General features: G+C 71.4%; 20 protein-coding genes. 6 read left to right on the forward strand and 14 right to left on the reverse strand.

The window, feature by feature from the left end; genetic code table 11:
- Positions 1-32: 32 nt before the first annotated feature.
- From recG to ROY82_03540, 6 genes are all read left to right on the forward strand, one after another.
- Positions 33-2,096, forward strand: a complete 2,064-nt coding sequence (recG, locus tag ROY82_03515; GenBank protein MDT3681536.1) for an ATP-dependent DNA helicase RecG — start codon at positions 33-35, stop codon at positions 2,094-2,096.
- A 75-nt stretch (positions 2,097-2,171) separates the two neighbouring features.
- The gene (locus tag ROY82_03520; GenBank protein ID MDT3681537.1) at positions 2,172-2,657 is read left to right on the forward strand and encodes a hypothetical protein; all 486 of its coding nucleotides are present in this window, start codon (positions 2,172-2,174) and stop codon (positions 2,655-2,657) included.
- Positions 2,658-2,669: 12 nt separating this feature from the next.
- Positions 2,670-3,602: an LEA type 2 family protein gene (locus ROY82_03525; GenBank protein MDT3681538.1), complete on the forward strand. Its 933-nt coding sequence runs from the start codon at positions 2,670-2,672 to the stop codon at positions 3,600-3,602.
- Positions 3,603-3,711: 109 nt separating this feature from the next.
- Positions 3,712-5,283 (forward strand): phosphoglycerate dehydrogenase, encoded by a 1,572-nt coding sequence (gene serA, locus ROY82_03530; protein ID MDT3681539.1) that lies wholly within the window; start codon positions 3,712-3,714, stop codon positions 5,281-5,283.
- Entirely contained in the window at positions 5,280-6,440 is a 1,161-nt protein-coding gene (locus tag ROY82_03535; GenBank protein MDT3681540.1) for an alanine--glyoxylate aminotransferase family protein, read from the forward strand. Before serA ends, ROY82_03535 begins: the two co-directional genes overlap by 4 nt.
- The gene (locus ROY82_03540; protein MDT3681541.1) at positions 6,437-7,051 is read left to right on the forward strand and encodes a histidine phosphatase family protein; all 615 of its coding nucleotides are present in this window, start codon (positions 6,437-6,439) and stop codon (positions 7,049-7,051) included. The genes ROY82_03535 and ROY82_03540 overlap by 4 nt, the downstream gene beginning before the upstream one ends.
- 41 nt (positions 7,052-7,092) lie before the next feature.
- Here ROY82_03540 and ROY82_03545 read toward each other — a convergent pair whose 3' ends face one another.
- From ROY82_03545 to ROY82_03610, 14 genes are all read right to left on the reverse strand, one after another.
- Positions 7,093-7,821 carry a class I SAM-dependent methyltransferase gene (locus tag ROY82_03545; protein MDT3681542.1) on the reverse strand — a complete coding sequence of 243 codons (729 nt, stop codon included), beginning with the start codon at positions 7,819-7,821 and terminating at the stop codon, positions 7,093-7,095.
- The gene (locus ROY82_03550; protein MDT3681543.1) at positions 7,818-9,515 is read right to left on the reverse strand and encodes an ABC transporter ATP-binding protein; all 1,698 of its coding nucleotides are present in this window, start codon (positions 9,513-9,515) and stop codon (positions 7,818-7,820) included. The genes ROY82_03545 and ROY82_03550 overlap by 4 nt, the downstream gene beginning before the upstream one ends.
- Positions 9,512-10,774, reverse strand: coding sequence for a hypothetical protein (locus tag ROY82_03555; protein ID MDT3681544.1), 1,263 nt, complete (start codon positions 10,772-10,774; stop codon positions 9,512-9,514). The genes ROY82_03550 and ROY82_03555 overlap by 4 nt, the downstream gene beginning before the upstream one ends.
- The gene (gene lpxA / locus ROY82_03560) at positions 10,771-11,538 is read right to left on the reverse strand and encodes an acyl-ACP--UDP-N-acetylglucosamine O-acyltransferase (protein MDT3681545.1); all 768 of its coding nucleotides are present in this window, start codon (positions 11,536-11,538) and stop codon (positions 10,771-10,773) included. Before lpxA ends, ROY82_03555 begins: the two co-directional genes overlap by 4 nt.
- Positions 11,538-11,960, reverse strand: coding sequence for a 3-hydroxyacyl-ACP dehydratase FabZ (gene fabZ / locus ROY82_03565; GenBank protein ID MDT3681546.1), 423 nt, complete (start codon positions 11,958-11,960; stop codon positions 11,538-11,540). Before fabZ ends, lpxA begins: the two co-directional genes overlap by 1 nt.
- 5 nt (positions 11,961-11,965) lie before the next feature.
- Positions 11,966-12,952, reverse strand: coding sequence for a Gfo/Idh/MocA family oxidoreductase (locus ROY82_03570; protein ID MDT3681547.1), 987 nt, complete (start codon positions 12,950-12,952; stop codon positions 11,966-11,968).
- Positions 12,949-13,722, reverse strand: a complete 774-nt coding sequence (locus ROY82_03575) for a UDP-3-O-acyl-N-acetylglucosamine deacetylase (protein MDT3681548.1) — start codon at positions 13,720-13,722, stop codon at positions 12,949-12,951. The genes ROY82_03570 and ROY82_03575 overlap by 4 nt, the downstream gene beginning before the upstream one ends.
- On the reverse strand, positions 13,719-14,777 hold the full coding sequence (gene lpxD, locus ROY82_03580; GenBank protein ID MDT3681549.1) for a UDP-3-O-(3-hydroxymyristoyl)glucosamine N-acyltransferase: 1,059 nt from the start codon (positions 14,775-14,777) through the stop codon (positions 13,719-13,721). Before lpxD ends, ROY82_03575 begins: the two co-directional genes overlap by 4 nt.
- Complete coding sequence (locus ROY82_03585) at positions 14,770-16,533, reverse strand: hypothetical protein (protein MDT3681550.1); 1,764 nt, start codon at positions 16,531-16,533, stop codon at positions 14,770-14,772. Before ROY82_03585 ends, lpxD begins: the two co-directional genes overlap by 8 nt.
- 2 nt (positions 16,534-16,535) lie before the next feature.
- A complete protein-coding gene (locus ROY82_03590) occupies positions 16,536-17,573 on the reverse strand; it encodes a rod shape-determining protein (protein ID MDT3681551.1) in 1,038 nt (345 codons plus the stop codon).
- Positions 17,574-17,717: 144 nt separating this feature from the next.
- Entirely contained in the window at positions 17,718-18,296 is a 579-nt protein-coding gene (tsaB, locus tag ROY82_03595; protein MDT3681552.1) for a tRNA (adenosine(37)-N6)-threonylcarbamoyltransferase complex dimerization subunit type 1 TsaB, read from the reverse strand.
- Positions 18,293-18,772: a tRNA (adenosine(37)-N6)-threonylcarbamoyltransferase complex ATPase subunit type 1 TsaE gene (gene tsaE, locus ROY82_03600; protein ID MDT3681553.1), complete on the reverse strand. Its 480-nt coding sequence runs from the start codon at positions 18,770-18,772 to the stop codon at positions 18,293-18,295. The genes tsaB and tsaE overlap by 4 nt, the downstream gene beginning before the upstream one ends.
- Positions 18,769-21,528: a hypothetical protein gene (locus ROY82_03605; GenBank protein MDT3681554.1), complete on the reverse strand. Its 2,760-nt coding sequence runs from the start codon at positions 21,526-21,528 to the stop codon at positions 18,769-18,771. The genes tsaE and ROY82_03605 overlap by 4 nt, the downstream gene beginning before the upstream one ends.
- A 55-nt stretch (positions 21,529-21,583) precedes the next feature.
- Positions 21,584-22,621 (reverse strand): hypothetical protein (locus ROY82_03610; GenBank protein ID MDT3681555.1); only part of this gene is annotated, 1,038 nt, incomplete at its 5' end.

Genomic DNA, 22,621 nt, shown 5'->3' on the forward strand with positions numbered 1-22,621 from the left:
AGAAGTAAGTGCCCGGCGTACACTTACGCAGCATGAGCACGGTCCTCGACCTGGACGCGCCGGTTGCCTCCAAGGCGGTCGACCTGGGGGCACAGGCCCCGAGCAAACTCGCCGAGGTAGGTATCGGGACTTACCGCGACCTCCTCGGTTACCTGCCGCGGCGCTACGAGGACAGGCGGGCCCTGCCAGATTTCGCCAACCTGACGGACGGGCAGACGGCCACGATATCGGGACGGGTGATGAGCCGCGTCGGCAACCGCACGCGCCGCGGCCTGCACGTCATGCGCGCGAGCCTCGAAGGCGGGCAGGGTCAACGCGTGACGGCCGTCTGGTTCAACCAGCCATGGCTCGAGCGGCAGATCTTCCCCGGCGTCAGGCTCATCCTCACGGGCCGAGTGAAGCGCCTCGGCCGCAAGCTGGAGGTAGCCGTCCAGGGCTTCGAGGTCGATGACGACACGGAGTCGCTGTCGTTCAACCGCATCGTGGGCATCTACCCCAGCACTCCCGGGCTCAGCCAGGCGTACCTGCGGCGCGCCGTGAAGCGGCTGCTCGACGCCCTGCCGACGCTGCCCGATCACCTGCAGCGCTCGATCCTCGAGACCAACGACCTGCTGTCCCTCGACCGGGCCATGCGCGCGGCTCACTTCCCGGAGAGTGAGGAGGCGCTCCAGGCCGCGCTAAAGCGGCTCAAGTTCGACGACTTCCTCTTCCTCCAGCTGGCGCTGCTGCGGAGCCGGGACCCCGGCAGGGTGGCGCGCAGCTTCGACGTGCGCCGGGAACAGTTGGAGGAGTTCGCCTCCAGCCTGCCCTTCGCGCTCACGCCCTACCAGGAGCGCGCCTTGAACGAGATCCTTGCCGACCTGGCGGCGCCCAGGCAGATGGCGCGGCTGCTGCAGGGCGACGTGGGGTCGGGCAAGACGGCGGTCGCCGCCGCCGCGGTTTACGTGGTGGTCAAGAACGGCTCGCAGGCGGCCCTGATGGCGCCGACCGAGATCCTCGCCCGGCAGCACTTCCTCAACCTGCAGCGCTACCTCTTCCCCTTGGGGGTGCGGATGGAGCTGCTGATCGGTGCCATGACCGCCGGCGAGCGCCGGAGCGCCAAGGCCCGGATAGCCACGGGGGAGGCCGAGTTCGTGGTGGGCACGCACGCGCTCATCCAGGAGGGCGTCGAGTTCGCCGACCTCGGGTTGGCCGTGATCGACGAGGAGCACCGGTTCGGGGTCGACCAGCGGCGGAGCCTCATCAAGGACATGCCCGACGTCTTGGTCATGAGCGCAACGCCCATCCCCCGGTCGCTGGCACTCACGAGCTACGGCGACCTCGACCTCACCACCATCGAGGGGTTGCCCCCCGGCCGCCTGCCGGTCAAGACGCTGCTGGTACCGGCAACGAAGCGGCTCGACGTCTACCGCTTCGCCTGGGAGCAGGTCAAGCAGGGGCGGCAGGTCTACGTGGTCACGCCGCTGATCGAGGACTCGGAGGCCCTGGACGAGGTGCTCGCCGCCACCACGCTCGAGGCGGACCTGCGGCAGATACTGCCCGAGGCCGCGCGGATAGGGCTGCTTCACGGCCGGCAGTCACCCGCCGAGAAGGACGGCGTGATGGCCGCGTTCCGCGATCACCGGCTCGACGTGCTCGTGTCTACCACCGTCATAGAGGTCGGCGTGGACGTTCAGAACGCCACGGTCATGATCATCGAGAACGCCGAGCGCTTCGGGCTGGCCCAACTGCACCAGCTGCGCGGCCGGGTCGGGCGCGGCGCCCACGCCAGCCACTGCGTCCTGGTGGCGGGCGACGCCGGCCGCAAGACGCGCGCGAGGCTCGGGGTGCTGGTCAAGCACGCGGACGGCTTCACCATCGCCGAGATGGACCTGCGGCTGCGCGGGCCTGGGGACCTCAGGGGCACGCGCCAGTCGGGGCTCCCCGAGCTGACGATAGGCGACGTCTTGAACGACGGTGAGATCATCGAGGCCGCGCGTGCTCTCGCGCAGCGCATGCTTGCCGCCGACCCGGAACTCGAGGCCCCGTGGGCGGCGCGTCTGGTGACCGAGCTACGCAGCCGCAGCCGGGCGGTGATGGTGCGTGAGGTCATCTGACGTGCCTGCGCTAGGCTGGCTACCAGGTCCGGCCGCCGGCATGCCGGACGCGCATCAGGGAAGGGCGGCCCGCGCGTGAGGCTGTTACTGCGATTCGGGATCTTCGCCGCGCTGCTCGGCCTGGCTGTCGGGCTGGTGCTGCGCGTGAGCCTGGGCCGGCGGCGCTTCGCGCTGCTGGCGGGCCTCGCGCTGGTGCCGCTGGCGCTGCACGCGACTTACCTGCTCGTGCTTGCCGGGCGCGCCGGGTTGTCGACGTTGCCCACGGCTGCCTTCGCTGGCACGGCGCTGGTCCTACTGCTTCTGGGGGTGATGCTGGGGCGGGCGTGGAGCACCTCCCGGCCGTGGTTGACGGTCCTGGTGCCGCTCGGGGTCGCCGTGCTCTACGCCATCGTCGCGACCCTGCTCCTCACTCCGGCTTGGGAGGCGCACGCGTACGCGCCCGACGCGGTCGCCGGAGCCGTCTACGGCCTGGCCAGCCTGTTCGCCGCCGCGCTGCTCGTGCCGTTCGCCTTCGGCGAGCGGGTCTCCGGGCCGCCCCGGCTCCCGGGCGGGCCTGGGTAGTAGACTCTGGTCGTGCACCGACGAGGCCCAAAGCTTCCTCGCCACGCGCTCCTGCTGGCGGCCCTCGCAGCGGCGCTGGTGGCTTGCGCCCCACGGACGGAAGTCCGCACGGTCGAGGCGATCGGTACCACCCTGGCGGTCGAGTTCGAGCTGGTGCCCGGGCAGACGAGCATCGAGCGCTTCGACCCCCCCGGGGCGGGCGGGCGGCTCGAGCTCACCGTCGGCACGCTGGCCCGGAACCCAAACGAGTTCGGGGTGCGCCTGCAGAACGTCACCTACGTCGTCTACCTCGAGGGCAAGTCGGTCGTGAGGGGCGCCCTCGCACCCGACATCTACCTCGAGAGCGGCGCTACCGCTCCGCTACGCTTCGACATCTCGACCAGCCTGGCCGGCCAAGCCGACTTGCTCAAGGCCGCCGCCCGGGCGTTCGCCGACAGGCCCCTGCAGTTCCGCGTCGAGGGCACGCTCCGCTTCGCGACCGCCACTCACGTGTACGAAACGCGCAACAAGGTGCTGGTAAGCGGCGCCACCCTGGCGCGTCAGACGGTCCAGGCGCCGCTCCTGCGGCTTACGGAGGCCGAAAGTAGGATCTTCATGCTCAGGCCCGACGTGCCGGTGGTGCAGCTGGTGCTCCAGGCCGTGAACCCGGGCGACATCGGCTACTTCCTCTACGGCAAGGACCTGGCGCTCACGCTCGGCAACTGGCCCATGGCCACGGAGGACATGAGCCCGGTGCCGCTCGCGGCCGGGCAGAGCTCACGCATCGACATCCTCTTCTACCCCAACCTGAAGGAGCTTCCCGACGAGGCACGCCTGTCGCTCGAGGCCACGCTCGCCGGCTACACCACGCTCGTCCGGCTGGAGGGCGAGCTGTTCATGGACGTTCTCGGCGTCGACAGCTTCCCGGTGCCCGGCGGCTGGTCGGTAACCGGCTTCGTGCGTTGAGGCCGGCGCGCGTGGCGGGGGCCCGCAGCGCGCCCGCGCGCTCCTCGCTTCCGGGTCGGTGCGGCCGGGTCGGGGCAGTAGCGGTCGGTGGGTGCTACAGTCGCGCTCTATGACGCGTATTCTCGTCACTGACTCCATCCAACTAGGCGAGCCGAAAGACCCTGCGGTCAGCCTCGACGATCGACCCGGGATCGGCCGCGAGGAACTCCTCGCCATCATCGGGACGTACGACGCCATCATCACGCGCAGCCGCACGCAGGTGGACGAGGAGCTGCTGGCTGCGGCCACGCGCCTCAAGGTCGTCGGGAGGGCGGGCGTCGGCGTAGACAACATCGACCTTGACGCAGCGAGCCGCCGTGAGATCCTGGTCGTGAACGCCCCCGAGGCCAACAACGTCTCGGCAGCCGAGTTGGCACTGGCCCTCATGCTCGCCGCCGCCCGCGGCGTGGCCCGCTCCGACCGGCTCGTGAGGAACGGCAAGTGGGAGCGCGCCTACCTCGGCCGCGAGGTCGAGGGCGCCCGGTTGGGGGTCGTGGGTCTTGGGCGCATCGGCTCGCTGGTGTCGCGCCGCGCCCAGGGCCTGGGCATGCACGTGGCGGCCTACGATCCCTACATCAACCGCCGGCGCGCGGACGAGCTCAAGGTCGAGCTGTTCGACGACCTCCACGAGATGCTGGCCAGGTCCGACTTCTTGACCGTGCACACGCCGCTGACGGAAGAGACGATCGGGATGATCGGGCAGGGCGAACTGGCCGCGCTGCCCGACGGGGCGGTGGTGGTGAACGCAGCCCGCGGCGGCATCATCCAGGAGGACGCGCTACTCGCCGCGCTGGAAGCGGGCAAGCTCTTCGGCGCCGGACTGGACGTGTTCACGCTCGAGCCGCCCCGCGCCGACCACCCCCTCCTGCGCCGCGACGACGTCGTCCTCACGGCACACTTGGGCGCCAACACGCGCGAGGCGCAGCGCAGGGTGGGCACGCAGATCCTCGACCGGACGCTTTCCGCCCTGGCGGGCGACTACTCCGTGGGCATCGTCAACGCCCCGGCGCTGGCGCCCGAGGTCATGTCCGCCCTCGGCGTGCACCTCACGCTGGGAGAGCGGCTGGGCAGCATGGCCGCGCAACTGGCGCAAGGGCGCGTGCACGAGGTCGAGGTCGAGTTCTCCGGCGACTTCCCGCTCGACCCCGACCCCATCGCCACAGCAGTGATAAAGGGCCTGATGGAGCCCTTCCTCGACACGCCGCCCAGCTACGTGAACGCCCTGTCGCTGGCGAAGGACCGCGACATCCGCGTCAGCAAGGTCAGCTCGGCGAGGAGCCACGGCTACACGTCGCACGTGCTCGTCAGCGTCGCCGGCACCGAAGGGCGAACCCGCGTGGGCGGCACCGTGCTGGCCGGTCAGCCGCGCGTCACCAGCATCGACGGGTACAACCTCGAGATCCGCCCCGAGGGCGCCATGCTCGTGTGCACCAACTACGACCGGCCCGGCGCGGTGGGCCGCGTGGGCACCGTCCTCGGCGACGCCGGGGTGAACATCAACAGCATGCAGCTCTCCAGGGTCGGCGAGGGCGGCGTCGCCATGTTCGTGCTGACCCTCGACTCCGCACCCGGCGACGACGTCCTCGAGGTGCTGGCGGGCCTCAGCGACGTCATCCGCAGCCTCAGGCCGGTGCGGCTGTGAGCGCCGCGTTCTTCAAACCGCGGCTGCTGGCCCCTGGCCCCGTCGAGGTGCCGCCGGCCGTTCTCGAGGCCTTGGCGCGGCCCGTGACGCACCACCGCGCGCCCGCCTTCCGCGAGACCTTCCTGCGTGCACGCGAACGCCTGGCAACGGTCTTCTCCGTACCAGGCGACGACGTGCTGATCGTTACCGGCAGCGGCACAGCGGGTTTCGAGGCGGCCCTCGTCAGCGCCGTTCCCGCGGGTGACCGCGTGTTGGCCCTGCACGCCGGCAGGTTCGGGGAGCGTTGGGCGGCGATGGCCGAGAGCCTCGGCTACCAGGTCGAGCATCTCGAGGCGGCGCCGGGCGCGGAGTTCGACCTGTCGGAGGTGGCAGAGAGACTGGACGCCACCTCGCAGCTCGCCGCGGTGACGTTGGTCCAGAGCGAGACGTCGACCGGCGCGCTGCACGACGTGCGCGCGGTGGCGGAACTCGTGCGCCGCGTCAGGCCCGAGGCGCTCGTCCTCGTGGACGCCGTCACCAGCCTGGCCTGCGCCGAACTCAGACCGCTCGAGTGGGGCCTGGACGCCGTAGTTTCGGGTTCGCAGAAGGGCGTGATGACGCCCCCGGGCCTGGCGTTCGTGTGGCTGTCGGAGCGCGCGTGGCAACGGTCCGGGGAGGCGGGACGGGCGGGGAGCTACTACCTCGACCTGCACCGCGAGCGCGCGAAGCAGGCCGGCGGCCAGACGGCCTTCACACCCGCGGTCTCGCTGGTGGCCGGGCTCGACGTGGCCCTCGGGATGCTCCTGGACGAGGGGTTGGAGAACGTGTGGCGCCGTCGCGCCGGCCTGAACGCCGCCCTGCTGGCAGCGGGCGGGGCGCTCGGACTGCGGCAGTTCGCCGCTCGCCCGAGCCCGGCCGTGGCGGCGCTGGTCGTGCCCGAGGGTATCGGCGCGCGCGCGGTGCTTAGCGCGGCGCGCGCCCGCGGCGCCACGCTGGCGGGCGGCCAGGGCGAACTGGCCGGAACCATCATCAGGCCCTCCCTGCTCGGTTACGCGGACCGTTACGACGCCGTAGCGGCCGCGCAGCTTCTCGAAGACGCGCTCCACGACGTGGACGCGGATACCCCGAAGGGGGTGGCCGTGCCCGCCGCCCTACGGGCGCTGGCGGGCGAGGCTTGAGCTCGCCCGGTCACGGCGACCTCGTCCTGGTGAGGCATGCGCCGACGGCTCGCTCACCCGGCACGAACCCGGCCGACTGGCGGTTGGCGCCGGGGGCCATGGAGCTCACGGCGGCCCTCGCGATGGGTCTCGCGAAGGTGAAGCTCGGCGCCCCGGGTGAGGCGGCCAGGCCCGGTCCCATCGACGCCGTGGTCAGCAGCCACGAGGCCAAGGCGGTGGCGACGGCCAAGACGCTCGGCCTCGTCCTCGGGGTGCCGACCACGACGTCTCGCCACCTCGAGGAACACCATCGCGGCAACCTCCTCCTGGACGACGCCGAGTTCGGGCGCACCATGAGGCGCTTCTTCGGGCGCCAGGACGTACTGGTGTTCGGCAGCGAGACCGCCTCCGAGGCGCTGGCTCGCTTCAAGAGGGGCGTCGACGAGACGATGGCCTCGCTGCCCGGCAAGCGTCTGGCGCTCGTCTCGCACGGCACCGTCATCGCCCTCGCCCTGGCCGAACCGAACGGCCTGGACCCGTTCAAGTTCTGGGAGTCACTGCGGATGCCCGAGGCCATCGTGGTGCGGCGCGAGACGTGGACCATAGTGGAGCGGCTGGCGCTCGACGGGTGAGTCCCACGTCCGGGCCTCCGGACCACTCCCGGTCCCAGGTCTCAGGGCCGCGCCAGGGCAACGATCATGGGGCTAGAGGCCAGAAGCCGCGACTTGTCGAACCCGCCGAACAGCCTGACGGTGCCGAAGCCCGCCTGCGCCAACGCCCGTTCGAGCTCGTAGCGGTTGAAGTACCTCTGGACCAGCCGCGCTTGGCGGCGCCTCAGCGTGCCGTCGGGGCGCCGCTCGTCCAGGTAGTAGAGGCTCTCGACTAGCTGCGCCTCGGGGTCGTGGTGCTGAACCAGGAAGAGCTCTGCGCCCGCTCCAAGCTCGGCCCAGGTCGGCTCCCGCCGCATCACCCCCAGAGGCCCCAGGTGCGGTTGGAACACGTCGAAGGCGAACGTGCCCCCGGCCGCCAGGTGGCCCCTCACTGCGGCGAGCACCCGGTCCTGGTCGGCCACTAAGTAGGCGTGCATGAGGGTGTTGAACGGGGCCAAGACGAGTGGGAACTCGCGGCCGAGGTCCAGGCTGCGCATGTCAGCCAACACGAACTCCAGACCGTCCAGATCCCCCAGACGCTCCTCGGCGCGACCCAGCATGGCGGCGGACACGTCCACGGCCACCACCTGGTGACCCGCTCGGGCCAACGCCTCCGTGACGCGGCCCGTGCCGGCACCGAGCTCGAGCACGGGCCCCCCGAGCTCGTCGGCCAGGCGCAGGTAGAACGGGATGTCGTCGCGGTACGCGGCGTACTGCAGGTCGTAGAGCGCCGGATCGTCGTCGTAGATCACGTCCTCACCACCCCCTCCTCGGCTATCACCAGCACGTCGGCCGCCTGCGCGAGCGCCGGGCGGTGAGTGACCGCCAGCACCAGCCGCTCCGCGGCGAGGCGCCCGAGCAGGGCGACGATCTCGGCCTCCGTGGCGTCGTCCAGGTTGGAGGTGGGCTCGTCGAACAACAGGGCGTCGGGCCTGCCCAGCAGGGCGCGTGCGATGGCCAAGCGCTGCCGCTGGCCGCCCGAGAAGCCGCCGCCGTCCTCACCTAGGCGGGTGGCCAGGCCGAGCTGTTGGGCGCGGACGGCGGCCGCCATCCCCACCGCCTCCAGCGCCCACCAGACCTCATCGTCGCTAACCTCGCGGCCCATGGCCAACGCCGCCTTGAGCTCGCCCGAGAGCAGCTCGTGGCCCTGTGGTACGTACGCGAGCCGAGAACGCAGCGCCGTCTCGTCGACGCCGGCCAGGTCCTCGCCGTCCAGCAGGATCCTCCCCGAGGACGGGGGCGCGAACCGCAAGAGCAGCTTGAGCAGGGTGGTCTTGCCGCTACCGCTGGGACCGCCGAGGACCACCAGGCCGCGGCTGGGTAGCTCGAGGTCGACCCCCGCCACCACGTTGTGGCCGGGCCGGTAACCGAAGGCCACGCCGTGCAACTCGATCAGCGGCCTCGCAGTCAGCGGGGGACCCTGCGAGACGGTCCTGAACGCCGTGGCGCTCGCGGCGTCCTCGGCAGCCGCCGGGTCTTCGGGGCGCCCCGGCTCGCCCTCGTAAAGCGCGCTCAGGCGTGTGGCCGCGGCCCGCGCCTGGCGGTACATCGCGTAGCCCTGGGGCAAGAGCTGCGAGGGTCCCGCGGCCAGCGCCACCAGGGTGAGGAACGACACCACGTCACCGACCGAGAGCGCGCCGCGCTGGGTGGCGCCGACCAGGATGACGACCAAGACCCCGACCGCCGTGAACACGACCACCTGCGTGAGGGGCGCCTGCAGGCCCGCGATGAGGCTGCGCCGGGCCGAGGCCTTGGCGGTCCGGCGGTTGGCGCCCTCGAAGCGGCGCAGCATGGCGCGGCGGGCACCGAACGCGCGCACCAGCTCGTGGTGCTTGAGCCCTTCTTGCAGGTGGTGACCTAACTCCTCGGTGCCTTCCAGCGCGCCCCGCGTCGCGCCCTCTAGCCAGCGCCCCAGCAACCTCGACACCACCACCGCCGGCAGGGCGAGGGCGACGAGGGCGACTGCGCCCCGCGCGTCGGCGCGCACGAGCAGGACTAGGATCAGGGCCAGGGTTGCGCTCTCCGCCACCAGGGTCCCGAGGCCGTAGCGGAAGTACGTCTCGACTTCGCGGAGGTCGCTCACCACGCGGCCCGCCAGGGCCCCACTGGTGCCGGGAAGGCTGCCTGGCGGGGAGGCCAGCAGCTTGTCGTAGATGCGCTCGCGCCACTTCTCCGCGAGCTTCGCCGCGGCCAGCCCGAGCAGCGCGTCCTGCGCCCACAGCGCCAGGCTGCCGCCCAGGGCGACGAGGCCCGCCGTGAGCAGCACCTTCGGCAGGGCCGAGACGTCTTGCGCCTGCAGCACGTCGTCGAAGAGCGGGGTGACGAAGAGTGGCACGATGGCGACGCGCAAACCGGCGTTCAAGAGGGCGGCGGCCACCCCCAACCAGGCGCTCACGGAACGGGGCCAGAGCAGGGCTGCCGGCCGCGCCCCTCGCGGCGCGCTCACGCCTCGGGCCCTCGAGGAGCGGCCGTCTTGATCACCTCGCTCAGCAGGCGCGCGGCGGCGCCTCTGGCGGGCATCGTCGCGCGCAACCTCTCACGCCGGCGCTCCAACCCGGGCGGGTCCGCCAGGAGCTCGGCGACCGCCCCGGCCACGCGTCCGGGGTCGACGTGGCCACTCATCTCGACCATCAGCTCCTCGCCGCTCAAGCGGTTCGGCAGCGAGACCGGCACCTTGAGGCCGCTGACGAAGAGCCTGACGGCGTGGCGCTTCAAGTACTTGCCGACGAGGGGAACCACCCCCAACCAGTGACCGGCTCCCTCCAAGGGGATGAGCTCCGGACGGTTGAGGGGCAGCAGGACGAGGGCGGGCACGCCTGCGATGCCGAGCTCGAGGGTGTTCGTGCCCGGGATGGTGAGGGCCAGGTCTGCCGCGCGCATGTGGGCGTAACGCTCCTCCTCCGGCACGAGTTCGAGCCGGCCGCCGCCGGGGGTCTCGATGAACCTGCCGCCGGCGCCGTCCACCAGGCTGCCCGCCACGCCCCCCAGCGTCTTGGCGTGCTTGCCCGCCACGCCATCGGCCAGGGTGCCCGGCAGCAGCAGGCTGCTGACGGGCCAGACGAAGCGCGCACCCGGCATCGAAGGTGCCAGGCGGTCGACCACCGCGATGAACAGCGGGATGAGATGTGTGGCGAAGGCGTCGCGGCTCCCGGCGAAGAGCAGCACGTGGGGTGAGCCGGGATCTCGGGCGGGGCTGGCGTCGCCGACCGCGTCTGCCACCAGGTTGCCGACCACGCGCACGCGCTCGGCCGGGGCGCCGCCTCGCACCGCCCGCTGCCTGGTGTGATCGTCGGGCACGAGGAGGGCCTCCAGGCCGCGGTGCCAGTTCGGCTCGAAGCTGTAACGATAGGCCGGATAACCGAGGCGCTTGCCGAGGGCCACGGCCAGCGCCGCGTTGCCGCCCAGGCCGACGACGGCCCCGCGCCCCGGCGCCTCGAGCGGCTGCAGGCCTTCCGGCGCCAGCCCCAGGGCGGCGCCCCGGATGTACTGCGCGGGCGTGGTGAGCACGTCGGGCTCGAACGTCTGCGCGATGCTCGCCTCGTTACCGCCGGCGAACTGGCACGGGACCAGGCTGATCGCCGTCCTGACGCCGGGCGCGGCGCGCCGCAGCTCGTCCAGGACCGGTCGCACCCAGGTGTAGAGTTCGCCGGGGCCGTTGCTGACGAGCACGACCTGGTAGCCGTCCGGCGCGGCGGCGGTGGTCATCTGCCGCCCGACACGAAGCGCGCAACGCCGCGCCTGCTGCTGGCGATGAAGTCGACCAGCTCACGGGCGTCGGCGTTGGTGGCCGCCAAGGCGGCGAGTGCCTCGTGCTCCTTGTGGCGCACGTGGCGCAGCGCCCGCTCGATCTCGCGGTAGCGCTGGCCGTCGATGCCGTTGCGCTTGAGGCCGACGCCGTTGAGCCGGTAGTGTCTGACCGGGTTGCCGCGCGCCATGCTGAAAGGTAATACGTCCTGGTTGGCCGCGCTCGCGGCTCCGAACATCGCGAAGACGCCGACCCGCGTGAACTGGTGTAGCAGCGCACCCGAGCCGATCACGGCATGATCGCCGACACTCACGTGCCCACCGAGCTGGACCGCGGTCGTGATGGTGCAGTGCTGCCCCACGCTGCAGTTGTGAGACAGGTGGGCGTAGCTCATCACGAGCGTGTCCCTGCCGACGCGCGTCACGTTCCCTTCGCCGGTAGCCCTATGCACCGTCACGAAGTCGCGAAGCGTCACCCCGTCCTCGATGATCGCGAGCGTGGGCTCCCCCTTGAAGCCCGCGTCCATGGGTTCACCCCCGACCACCGCGTACGGCCCCAGGCTGCAACCAGCGCCGATGCGGCTCCCGGGGTGGAGCACGGTGCCGGCCAGCAGGCGCGTGCCGGCGCCCACCTCGACGTCGTCCTCGATGACGACGAAGGGACCGATCTCGACGCCGTCTCCTAAGCGCGCGGCGGGAGATACCACAGCGCTGCCGGCGGCCATCAGCGGGCGTACATGAACGACAGGTCCGCCTCCGCGGCCACCTCGTCACCGACGAGAGCCCGCGCCTCCACCTTGCATAGGCCCCGCCTGAAGAGGACGATGGTGCCGGTGAGGCGTAGTTGGTCGCCTGGGACCACCTTGCGGCGGAACTTCGCCGCAGCGATGCCGGCCAGGTAGCCGGCCCCCTGAGAAGCGGTGCGGCCCTCACGCACGGCCAGGCCCACGGCCGCCGCCTGGGCCAGCGCCTCGATGATCAAGACGCCCGGCATGACGGGCTCGTCGGGGAAGTGGCCGGCGAAGAACGGCTCGTTGTGGCTCACGTTCTTGAGGCACTCGAAGGCGTCGCCCTCTTGGCTCACGAAGGCGTCGACCAGCAAGAACGGGTAACGGTGCGGGAGGATGCCGCGGATGTCTACGGCCATGCCCGTCAGTGTACAGGCACGAGCCGCGGGGCGCGCATGACGTCGAGGATCCTGGTGGCGAGCTGGAGCGAGCGCATGTCGTCGGCGAGCGTGCCGATGGGATCGGCCTTGCTCTCGATGCGGGCCAGGAAGTGCTCGAGCTCCTTGCGCAGCGGGTTCTCGTCGTGGACCATGTGGCGGTCGAGCGTCACGTGGCCCGCGCTGCGGGCGGCACCGGGCGAGCGAAAGAACTGCACCTCGCTGTAAGGCTCCTTCGCGAAGTCGATGCGCACCATCTTGTCGCGCTCGATTATCAGCATGGTGCGCTCCGGGTCGGGCGAGACGCGGCTCGCCAACAGCCGGGCCACGCAGCCGTTCTCGAAGCGGATCTGGGTGGCGGCCAGGTCCTCGAGCGGAGAACCGTTGAGGGGCAGGCCGGACGCCGCCACGTCGACCACCGCGCTGTGCACCAGACCCAGCAGGATGTCGATGTCGTGGATCATCAGGTCGAGGACGACGCCGACGTCCTTCACCCGCTGCGAGGGCGAGAGGCGGCGCGCCTCGATGAGGTAGGGCTCCTTCACCTCACGGGCCAGGAGCTGCACGGCGCCGTAGAAGCGTGTGATGTGACCAACCTGGAGCACCAGGCCGCGCTCGCTGGAGAGGTTCGCGAGAGCGGTCGCCTGAGCCACCTCGGTGGCCACCGGCTTCTCCACGAGAACGTGGACGCCCGCGTCCAGCAGCATACGCGTGACGGCGAAGTGCAGGCTGGTCGGGACGGCCACGCTCGCCGCGTCGATCACCTCGCGGCCGAGCATCTCCTCGACGGTCGCGTAGGTAGCGCAGCCGTAGGCCCTGCGGGCCTCGGCGCGCTTCTCGGGGTCGACGTCGACCACGGCGACGAGCCTTACCTGCGGGAGGGTCATGTAGTTGGTGGCGTGGTGGCGCCCCATGACGCCGGCGCCGACCACGGCGACGCGCAGTGTTCGCGGCGACCCCCCCGAGGCGCTCACACGGTTTCCGAAGTGCGCCGGATCGCCCGCGCCAGCTCGTGGTGGAGGGCGTGTGACCCCCGGTGGATGCTCAGGTGGCCCGCGACCGGCCTGCCGAGCAGCACCAGGTCGCCCAGGGCGTCTAACGCTTTGTGGCGTACGGGTTCCTGTGGGTGGCGAAGGGGACGTGTGGGCCCGTCCATTGCGAAGACGATAACATGCTCCTCGCGCGCTCCCAGGGCGAGACCGCGTGCCTTCAGGGCCTCCCAGTCGGCCTCGAAGCCGAAGGTCCGGGCGGGCAGCAGGTCGCCGTAGGCGTCCGGTCCGCCTTCCCAGGCTTGAATGCCGATGGCCGGGTGTACGAAGTCGATGGAGTAGCTGAGACGTTCTAGCCCGGGCGCGGCGCGCGCCACGCCGCCGCGCAGCGCGACCTCGAGCGGGGTCCGGACGACGATGGGCGGCGGGGGAGGGGGCGGCTCGCCCAACTCCGCGATGGCGGCTGCCCAGGGCGCCGCGGAGCCGTCGAGTATGGGCAGCTCGTCCGCGCTGGTCTCGATAAGCACCCCGGAGTAGAACCCTGCCACTCGCAGGGCGGCGAGCAGGTGCTCGACGAGGTGAACCCGTGCGTTGCCGGCCCCGAGGCTGGTGGCCCGCTCGGCGCCGATCACGTGGTCCAGGTCCGCGGGCACCTGCGTGCCGGCCCGCAAGAAGCGGGTGGCGCCGGCGGCGCGGTGGAGCGTCACCCGCGTGATCGCGCCGCTATGAACCGCGCGGCCCGTCACGAGCGTCACTCCGACCCTTCTCCCGCCTTGGCTCGGCGCCACAGCTCCTCGAGCTTGCCCAGGAGGTAAAGCTCGCGGACGAACTGCCGGTGGGGCCGCGCCGGGAACCCGGCCCAGGTGGCGCCCGCGGGCACGTCCTTCGTGACCCCGCTGCGGCCCGCGACGCGCGCGCCATCGCCGATGGTCACGTGGTCGGTAACGGCCACGTAACCGCCGAGGATGACCCCGGACCCTATCGTGGTGCTGCCACCGATGCCCGCCATGGCAGCGATGAGCGTGTCGGAGCCGATGATCACGTTGTGCCCCACCTGGCAGTGGTTGTCGATCTTGGTGCGCCGACCCACCACCGTGTCTTGGATGGTGCCGCGGTCGATGCAACTGTTCGCACCGACCTCGACGTCGTCTTCCAGGACTACGCCGCCGAGGTGATGCACCTTCACGGCGCCGCCCGGCGAGGCGGCGTAACCGAACCCGTCGGCGCCGATCACGGCACCTGCATGTACGATCACGCGGCGGCCGAGCTTGACGCCCGGGTAGAGCACGGCGTTGGGGTGAACGGTGCAGCCGGCACCGAGCCTGGCGCCGGCCCCCACCACGGCGCCCTCCCCGACGCTGCAGTCGTCGTCCAGGACGGCGAGGTCTCCGATGACGGCACCGGCCGCCACGCGCACGCCCGCGCCCAGGCGCGCAGAGGGGTGAACGGTGGCGTCGGGGTGGACCCCCCTTGGCGGCAGGTGGGGGCGCGCGAACCTGCGGCTGGCGATCGCCAGCGCCAGGCGGGCGTCGGGCACCTCGGCCGCCGCGCCCGGGTAGTCGGCCAGCCAGCTGGTCGCTGGCGGCACCAGCAGTAGCCCGGGTGGGCTGGCGGGCGGGCCCATGGACGCCTCGCGCGGGCTCATAACGCACAGGCAGTCGTCTGCGGCCACTCCTTCACTGGCGAGCATGCCGGCGTCGATCAGCCGCGTCAGGCGCCGCGCCCCCACCTGCTCCCCGCCGCCCGAACCGAGCTCTGCGCCGATCTCGGTAAGTAGTTCGGCTACGGTGCAACCGACCTGGTCAGTCACCGGCGTCCTCCTGCTCGGCCGGCGCCGCCGGGTCGGCCTGCGGCGCCTCGCCGTTCGCCGCCTCTACCTTCAGCGTCACGCGCTCGTTGCCGGCGACCACGAACGCGAAGGGCGTGCGCATGAGCCTGAGGACGTCGCCGTCCTTGGTGACCACCTCCACCACGAGCTCGTTGGCCTGCACCTGCTGCCTGAGCGCGTCCAGGAGCTCGGCGAAGGAGCGGGGCCGGTCGACCTCCTTGTCATCGACGTGGGCGTCCCCGGTGTCGCGCGCAACGTCGCCGCCGCGGAGGTACAGCGTCAGCTCGCCATCCATGTCGGCGGGGATGGGCACGCTCACGGTGCGGACTATGGCGTTCTGGCGGTAAGGCTGCAATCGTAGGTGAACCAGGGCGTTCTCGCCCGCCTTCACGACGTCCTCCTCGGCCACGGCCTCCTCGAGCGTGGCCACGCGCTGCCGGCCGTCGAGACGGATGGCCAGCGAGACCTGCGTCACGCCGCTCTCCTGGAACTCGTTCGAGGCCAGGATCGCCAGTGGCGTGAGCGCCAGGACCGCCGCCTCGTAGGCTATGTCGGCGACGTCGTTCGCCTCCTCCAGGACGTTCACGCGCTCGCCGCTGGCGAGCAGTATCTCCCAGGCCACCTCGGCGTAGCCGCCACTGGTGGCGCCCAGATAGCGGTCGAGCAGGGATAGGACACCGGTGCCGACGATGCTCGGGTACAGCCGGTCGTCGGCGGCTGTCTCGAAGGTGTAGGAGGCCGAGGGCCCCATGCCCAGGAGGCTGAGCTCGACGCGCACGCTTCGCGGCTCGACGCCGAGGCGGCCCGCCACGGCGCCGGGGCGGTCCTGTTCGATGGTGCCCAAGATCGCCGAGCCCACGTTGGCAAGCTTGAAGGGCACTTCCGAACTGGGCACCACGGCCGCGATGCGCGCCGGGGAGATGGGGAAGTCGACGTCGCCGAGGCCCAGGAAGGGGTGACCGAAGGCGAGCAGCGCTCCGTCATCGACCGTCGTGACGGTCCCCACCGCCTGCAGGCTCACGTCGCCCCAGGCGAGGGCCACGGCGAGGGGCGAGCCGGGAACCAACGGTTCGTTCGGGGCAGCGGGCGCCGGGCCCGTGCCGCCGCCCTGCACCGGGAACGGTCTCACGCTCGCGTCCTTGAAGAGGGGTTCCAGGAACTCCAGGGCGCGCGCCGAGACTCCGGTCATCAGCACGGGAGTGGCCACTGGCTCGGCCGGGCCGAGCCCCGGAAAGAAGGCGGTCGCGGGGACGCGGCCGGCCCGGGCGTTCTCGGGCAGCGCTTGGCGCATCACCGCGATGGGCGTGACGAGGGCGAGGTCGTGATCGGCCCGCGGGAACACGTAACCGATGGCGCCGAGGAGGGCGTCGCCGGCCTCGGTGGCGATGTAGACGGGACTGCCGCTCATGCCCGCCGCAACGCCCCCGGTGGCTTCGATGAAAGGGCCGCCGGCCCGGACGATCACGAGTGGGAAGCCGTTGCCGCCTTCCCACAAGACGCCCACCACCTCCACCGGAAAGCGCTCCAGTCGGTTGTCGGCGCCGGCGGTGACCGCATGGCCCTTGTCGCCGACGACCACGTCCTCGACGGCCATGTCCTGTATCGGGCCCTGGGGCCGCTGCGCCAGGGCCACGCCCAGGGCAGCCGCGAGGCACACCGCCAGCAGGAGGCGTCGGCCCCGGGCACGCACGACCGTGGCGCTGCGTGGGAGGCGCGCGGCGCGCGTGTGCGCCGCCACGGTCAGCGCCTCAGGAAATGATCTGAGATCAGCGCGTCTTGCAAGACGTGGAGCATGTCGAGGGCCATCCCGGTGCCCAGCGCCACGGAGTCGGTGGCGTTCTCCGCCACCATGACGGGGATGCCCGTGGTCTCGCGCAGCAGTTCGTCGAAGTTACGCAGCAGCGACCCGCCGCCCGTCATGATGATGCCCCGGTCGATCACGTCGCTCACCAGTTCCGGCGGGGCCTGCTCCAGCACCCTGCGGACGCCGTCGGCGATCTTCGCGATCGGCTCCTTGAGGGCCTCCACTATCTCCTTGGACGTCACGGTGATGCTCTTCGGCAGGCCGTTGATGAGGTCGCGGCCGCGGACCTCCATGTCGAGGTCGTCCGCCGGCCCGCGCAGCATGGCGGCGCCCACGCGCGTCTTCACGGACTCGGCCGTGCGGTCGCCTATCAGGAGGTTCTCCTTGTGGCGGATGTAGCGGATTATCGACTCGTCGAACTCGTTGCCCGCTATGCGGAGGCTTTCGGATACGACGATGCCGCCCAGCGAGATGATGGCTATGTCGGTCGTGCCGCCGCCCACGTCGACGATCATCGAGCCGGTGGGCTCGGCGATCTTGACCCCGGCGCCGATGGCCGCCGCCAGCGGCTCCTCGATCAGGTAGGCCTTGCGGGCACCGACCTCGCGCGTCGCTTGCAGCACGGCGCGGCGCTCGACCTCCGTCACGCCCGACGGCACGCAGACCATGATCTGCGGCTTGAAGAGCCGGCTGGGGCCGGTGAGCACCTTGCGCACGAACGCCTGCAGCATCTTCTCCGTGAGGTCGTAGTCGGCGATGACCCCGTCGCGCATGGGGCGCACCGCGACGATGTTGCCGGGGGTGCGGCCAAGCATGAGGTAGGCCTCCTCGCCCACGGCCTTGACCTCGCCGGTGTCGCGCACCATCGCGATCACCGACGGTTCGCGTAACATGATGCCCTTGCCTTTCACGTAGATGAGGACGGTCGCCGTGCCCAGGTCGACCCCCATCTCTTGGCCAAGTCTGAAGAACATACTCACTCCCGCCCGAAGGGGCTCGCGACCCAACGGCGGCTCACGGGCCGACCCCCGAGCGGCCGGCGCGGTGCGCGCGGGCCGAGCGAGCGGGTGCGGTCCACGAGGACGCCGTGGTCTCGCGGTGAGGCAGTATAACGCCAGTCACAGGTAGTAGGGCTCGGCGGCCTGGTCGACGCGCGCGGCCCAGGCGAGCGCCGCCGCGTCCGGTTGGGCGCCCTCCACGAGGCGCAACCCTGGGAACTCCGTGGCGAGGGAGTCCCGGCGCAGCTTCCTGGGCCCCTCCACCTCCTCGTAGCGGAGCACGTCTGGTTCCGAGGCGAGACGCCTCACGTGCTGTGCGTAGACGTTGCCGCGACGAGCGTCCGCCACGGCCAGGGCGTCCTCGCCCGGCGCCACCTGCGACCCGGCCAGCGCCAGCAGCGAGGACGCGCCGTGAAGCGGCACGCCCCAGGCGCGGGCCAGGCCCTTGGCGGTAGCCACGGCCACTCGGACGCCCGTGTACGAACCCGGTCCGATGCCCACCACGAGCCGGGCCACGTCGCTGGCTTCTATCCCGGCCCGCTCGAGCAGGGCGCCCAGCGAGGCGATCATGACGGCCGAGTGGGCGCGGCCGACGTCCTCGGACGTGCTCCCCAAGGCTTCCGCGCGCCGGACCAGCGCCAGCGCCAGGTAGCTGGTGGCACCGTCGATGCAGAGGGTGAGGCCGTCGCTTGGGTTCATGTGGGATGGGTGACTCGCCAGCGCGCGTATCGCAGCCGGTTCCCCTCGTCGCCGGCCCCGTCGGGCTGGTCCAAGAAGCCGAACTCCAGCCACCAGGCTTCGGGGTATGCGGCGAGCAGTTGCTCACCCCACTCGACGACCACGAGCCGGGCCCGCTCGAGGTAATCGTCGAGCATGCTGCCGGCCAACGGCTCCGCGCTGCCCAGGCGGTAGGCGTCGAGGTGCACGAGCGTGCCGCCTGGGGACGGGTACTCGTGCACGAGGGTGTAGGTGGGACTGGTGACGGGCGCTACGACCCGCAACACCTTGCCCAACGCCTGCGTGAAGGTGGTCTTGCCGGCCCCCAGCGGTCCGGAGAGGAGCAGAAGGGCCCCCGCGGGCAGCGCCTGCAGCGCAGTGCGCGCCAGGTCGAGGGTGTCGTCGAGGGTCCTTAACGGCAGCGCGTTCGCGGGGAACGCGGCGCCTGCGGTGGTCACGAAGATGGGGCTACCGAGCCGCGATTGGCCAGCTCACGGCGCAGCCGACTCGCCAACAGCCCGGCAAGGTCGGGGTCGGTCACGTGCAAGGTGAGCAGCTCGCCGTTCCCCGGCCAGGCGATCACGAGCGCCTCGTCGTTGGCCTGCAGGCACGTGGCGGTGGTGCCCGGCAAGGCGGCGTCCGCCGCCGCGGCGAGCGCTCCCGGGTCGGCGAGCGCCGCGCCTTCGTCACCTGCTAAGAGGGTGCCGTCGGCGCTCGTCCAGGCACCGGCTCGAACGTAATCCTCGCTGAGGTACGAGGCCAACATTGCGGCCCTGTCGGGACCGGCGCCCGTGGGTTCGTCTGCCGCCGCGCCCGGCGTCTTGAAGATCCCAAGCACGTCGTCCAGCAGGCCGCCGCTCACGACCTGGCCGGCCACGAGCCGCGTGGCCTCGTACTCGCTGCGCAACTCCACGAGCATGCGCTCGGCCTGGCTCAGCGCCGATTCGAGTTGCAACTGAAGGCCGCGGGAGAGGCGAGGGAGTACGTCTCGCTGCGAATCCAGGTGGTAGAGGATCCGCCGCACGGTGATCACGCCGTCACTGTTGAGCTTCGAGACGGGCTCGAGGGCCTCCAACGCCGCGCTCAACCGCGCGGGCAGGCTGGCCAGCTTCTCGTCGGCATCGAGCTCCAGGACGCCGATGAGTTCGGCCACCCGCCTCAGCGTGGTGGCGGGCTCACCGGCCTCGATCTTGGCGCGGGCGTCGGCGAGGAGCGCCTTCAGTTCCGCTCCGCTCTCGTAACCCTCGAAGGGCGAGGCGGCCTGCGACAGGCGTTTGAGCTCGTCGACCTGCTCCTGGCGGCGCGCCTCGCGCTCGTTGCGCAGCGCTGCCTGCAGTTGCGCGAGGTCGGGATAGCGGTCGAGTTCGAGGCCGAGGAGCGCCCGCTGGATGTGCTCGATCAGCGGGTGGTTGCCGAGCTCCGTGGCTTCTTCGGCCAAGCGCATCAGGCGGTTTCGCAGGCTGCTGGTCAGCTCCAGCTTCAGCGTCTCGATCTCGGTGCCGAGCGAGTCGAGCTCGGACTCGGGCAGCGCGGGCGGGCCGGCAGTGACGTCATCGAGGAGCAGAGCCGCCACCGCGGCGGCGTTCTCCTGCTCCTGGATCAGGCGCTGCACTTCGTTGTGCAGCGCGGCCGCGCGGTCCGTGAGGGTAGCGGTCACCGGGAGCCGCTCGAGTTTGGCTCGCAGCGCGGTCAGCTGCGCCAATCGCTTCTCCGAGGCCTCGGTGGCGCGGGCGGCCAGGCTGCGTGCCAGCGCCTCCTCGGCCTCACGCGCCGACGACACGAGCTCGTGGGCCACCGACATCTGCGACTGCGCGAGGCGCAGCTGGTCGAACTCGCTACGAAGCCGCTCGACCTCGTCGTGCAGACCGTCGTCGCCCTCGCGGCTGAGCAGGGTGGCTTCCAGGCGGGCGAGGAGTTCGGCCTGGGCCTGAAGCCCGGCGCGCTGTGCCTCGTCGTCGCGGTCCAACACCTCCGCTTGCTCCTTGGCCAGCTGATGCAGCCGCCTTACGTGCTCGACGTCGGTGAGGCTCGGGAGTGCGGAGGTCAGTATGCCGAGCGTCACCCTGAGGGCCTGCTCGAGCTCGGCCTTGTCGACGTCGGGGCGCAAGGCCTCGAGCGATGCGAGCACTTCCTCGAACTCGTCGCGCAGGTCGTCGCGCAAGGCTGCGCTGGTCGCTTCCAGGTCGCCTTGCATCGCGCTGAGGACCGGAGCCACGGAGCGCTCGGCCTCGAGCTCCGAGCGGAGCTCGGACAAGTGGGCGGCTAGCTCGGGGAGGTACTCGAGGACGCTCCTGAACTCGGTCTCGAGGGCCCTCAGCTGGTGGAGCTCGGCGTCGATTTCGAGGCGGTGAACGCGGCCGCCCACCTCGTCCGGCGCGGCGGCTGAGGGCTCCGCGGCGGCTGAGAGCTCCGCCGCGGGCTCCGCGAGCTCTGGGGTCGGCTCGCCCGTTGCCACTGGCGCCTCCGCCGGGGCGGCCGGTTCCGGCTGCTCGAGGTCTCGTGCGGGCGCCACCGGCGTGGCGTCGTCACCACCCTCGAGCGCGCGGCGCAGTTCGTGGCCCAGTCGGTGCGCGCGCTCCTTCTCGGCCTGGGCCAACTGGCGCTGGGCCTGCGCTGCGAGGACCTGGTTCACGAGGGTCTCGAGCCGACGCACCCGCGTGCCGCCCAGAGAGCGCACCAGTTCGAGCGTGTCTTGCAGCTCGCCCGCGTCTCGTGCCTGCAGGACGAGCTGGTCCTCCAACTTCTGCTTGACGGTGGCCAACTGCGCCTCGGCCTCGGCCAGGAGTGCGGGTGCCTCGCGACCCGCGGCATGATCGTCGTGGACGAGCTGCACCTGCGCCCTGAGCTTCTGGACCTCGGGCCATTCGAAGTAGAGGTTGAACGGCTTGAGTTCCTGCTGCAAGGTGGCGAGGCGCTCCGCCTGCGCCTCTAGCCCGCCGGCGCCGGCGCCCGTGGGCTGGCCGCCTCCCGCCGCGGACCCCTCCAGCCGCGTGAGGATCCCGGCCACGGTCTCCTTGGCCTGCGTTACGGGCATCATCACTTGCAGCTGGCGATAGACCTGTGACTTCAGGACCTTCTCGAGGTCGCCGACGTCGGCGGCTTCGGGCGAGCGGCCAAGTTGCCGCAGGCCTTCCTTGAGCGCCCTGGAGACGATGCGCGGTGACAGCACCGCCTCCAGCTCGGTCACGGCCGTCTGGTAGACCGGGTTGGCCACAACGCTCACCTCACGTCGTCCTGAGCGTCCAGGCTTCGGTCCGGCCCGTCATCGATCAGAACTCCTCGTCCCAGTCGATGGTGGTGTGGCCGGTTCCGCTCTTGGCGGCGGTGGCGGTCTGCTTGGCGACCGCGCTCTTCTTGCTAGCCCCCAGGAGTCCGAACTGCACGCAGATCCCGCGCAGCCCGATGATCGCGAGGATCAGTGCGATGAAGACGAGCAGGGCCCAGGCGGCCTGGCCCGTGACGCTGTCGAACATCGACCAACGCTCGAGGTCCGGGAACCAGCTCACGTCGATGACGCGGCCCAGCAGGTCGAACAGCCCGGCGACGGCCTGGTAGAAGACGGGTACGAGTAGGAGGAACAGGGCCCAACCGACGAGCCGCCAGTTCCGGTTGCCGCCCCCGAACGCCATGTTCAACAGGACGAGCGGGAAGATGGCGAGGATGCCGAGGATGACGAAGACCGCGCTGCGCGTCATGTCCGACCACACGGCGTCCACGGAGGCCTCGACGTCGTCACCCAGGGCCGGGACGGCGCCTTCGAACGCGCCCAGCGCGACGTCCAACCTGGCGCTGAGCAGGCCCGCTTCGGCCAGCGTGAGGTGCGTGCGGTTCGCCAGGTTGGTCAGGAGGTCGCTGGTCGCCTGGTCCACCGTGGGATCGAGCTGTGCGAGGGCGGGTGCGAGGTCGCGACGGTAGGAGGCGTCGACCTGGGCGAGGGCCGCGCGGGCCGCGGCCTGGTCGCCGCGCCTCACGCCGGCGACGACGCGCGCGGTGGCGGCCTGGAGACCGTTGAAGACGTCGTCCAAGTCGTCGAACCCAGCGCTCACGAGGCGTTCGGCGTTCGTGGCGGCCACGCTCGGTCCCAGGCCGGCGGACGCGAGCCTTCGCGTGATGGCGTCAACCTTCAGTTGGCGCGCCTCGGCCTCCTGCTGTGCCAGGCGTGCCGCTACGGCCGCCTCGAGAGTGGCTTCCGGGACGGCCGCTGCGGCCTCCTCGGCGACGGATGCCTGAGCGGGGCCGCCGGCTTCGGCGTCCTGGTCGACGGCGCCGGGGGCCGGGGTCTCCGCGGCCTCCGCGGCCTCCGCSGC

Source organism: Truepera sp. (assembly GCA_032027045.1).
Lineage (GTDB): Bacteria > Deinococcota > Deinococci > Deinococcales > Trueperaceae > JAAYYF01.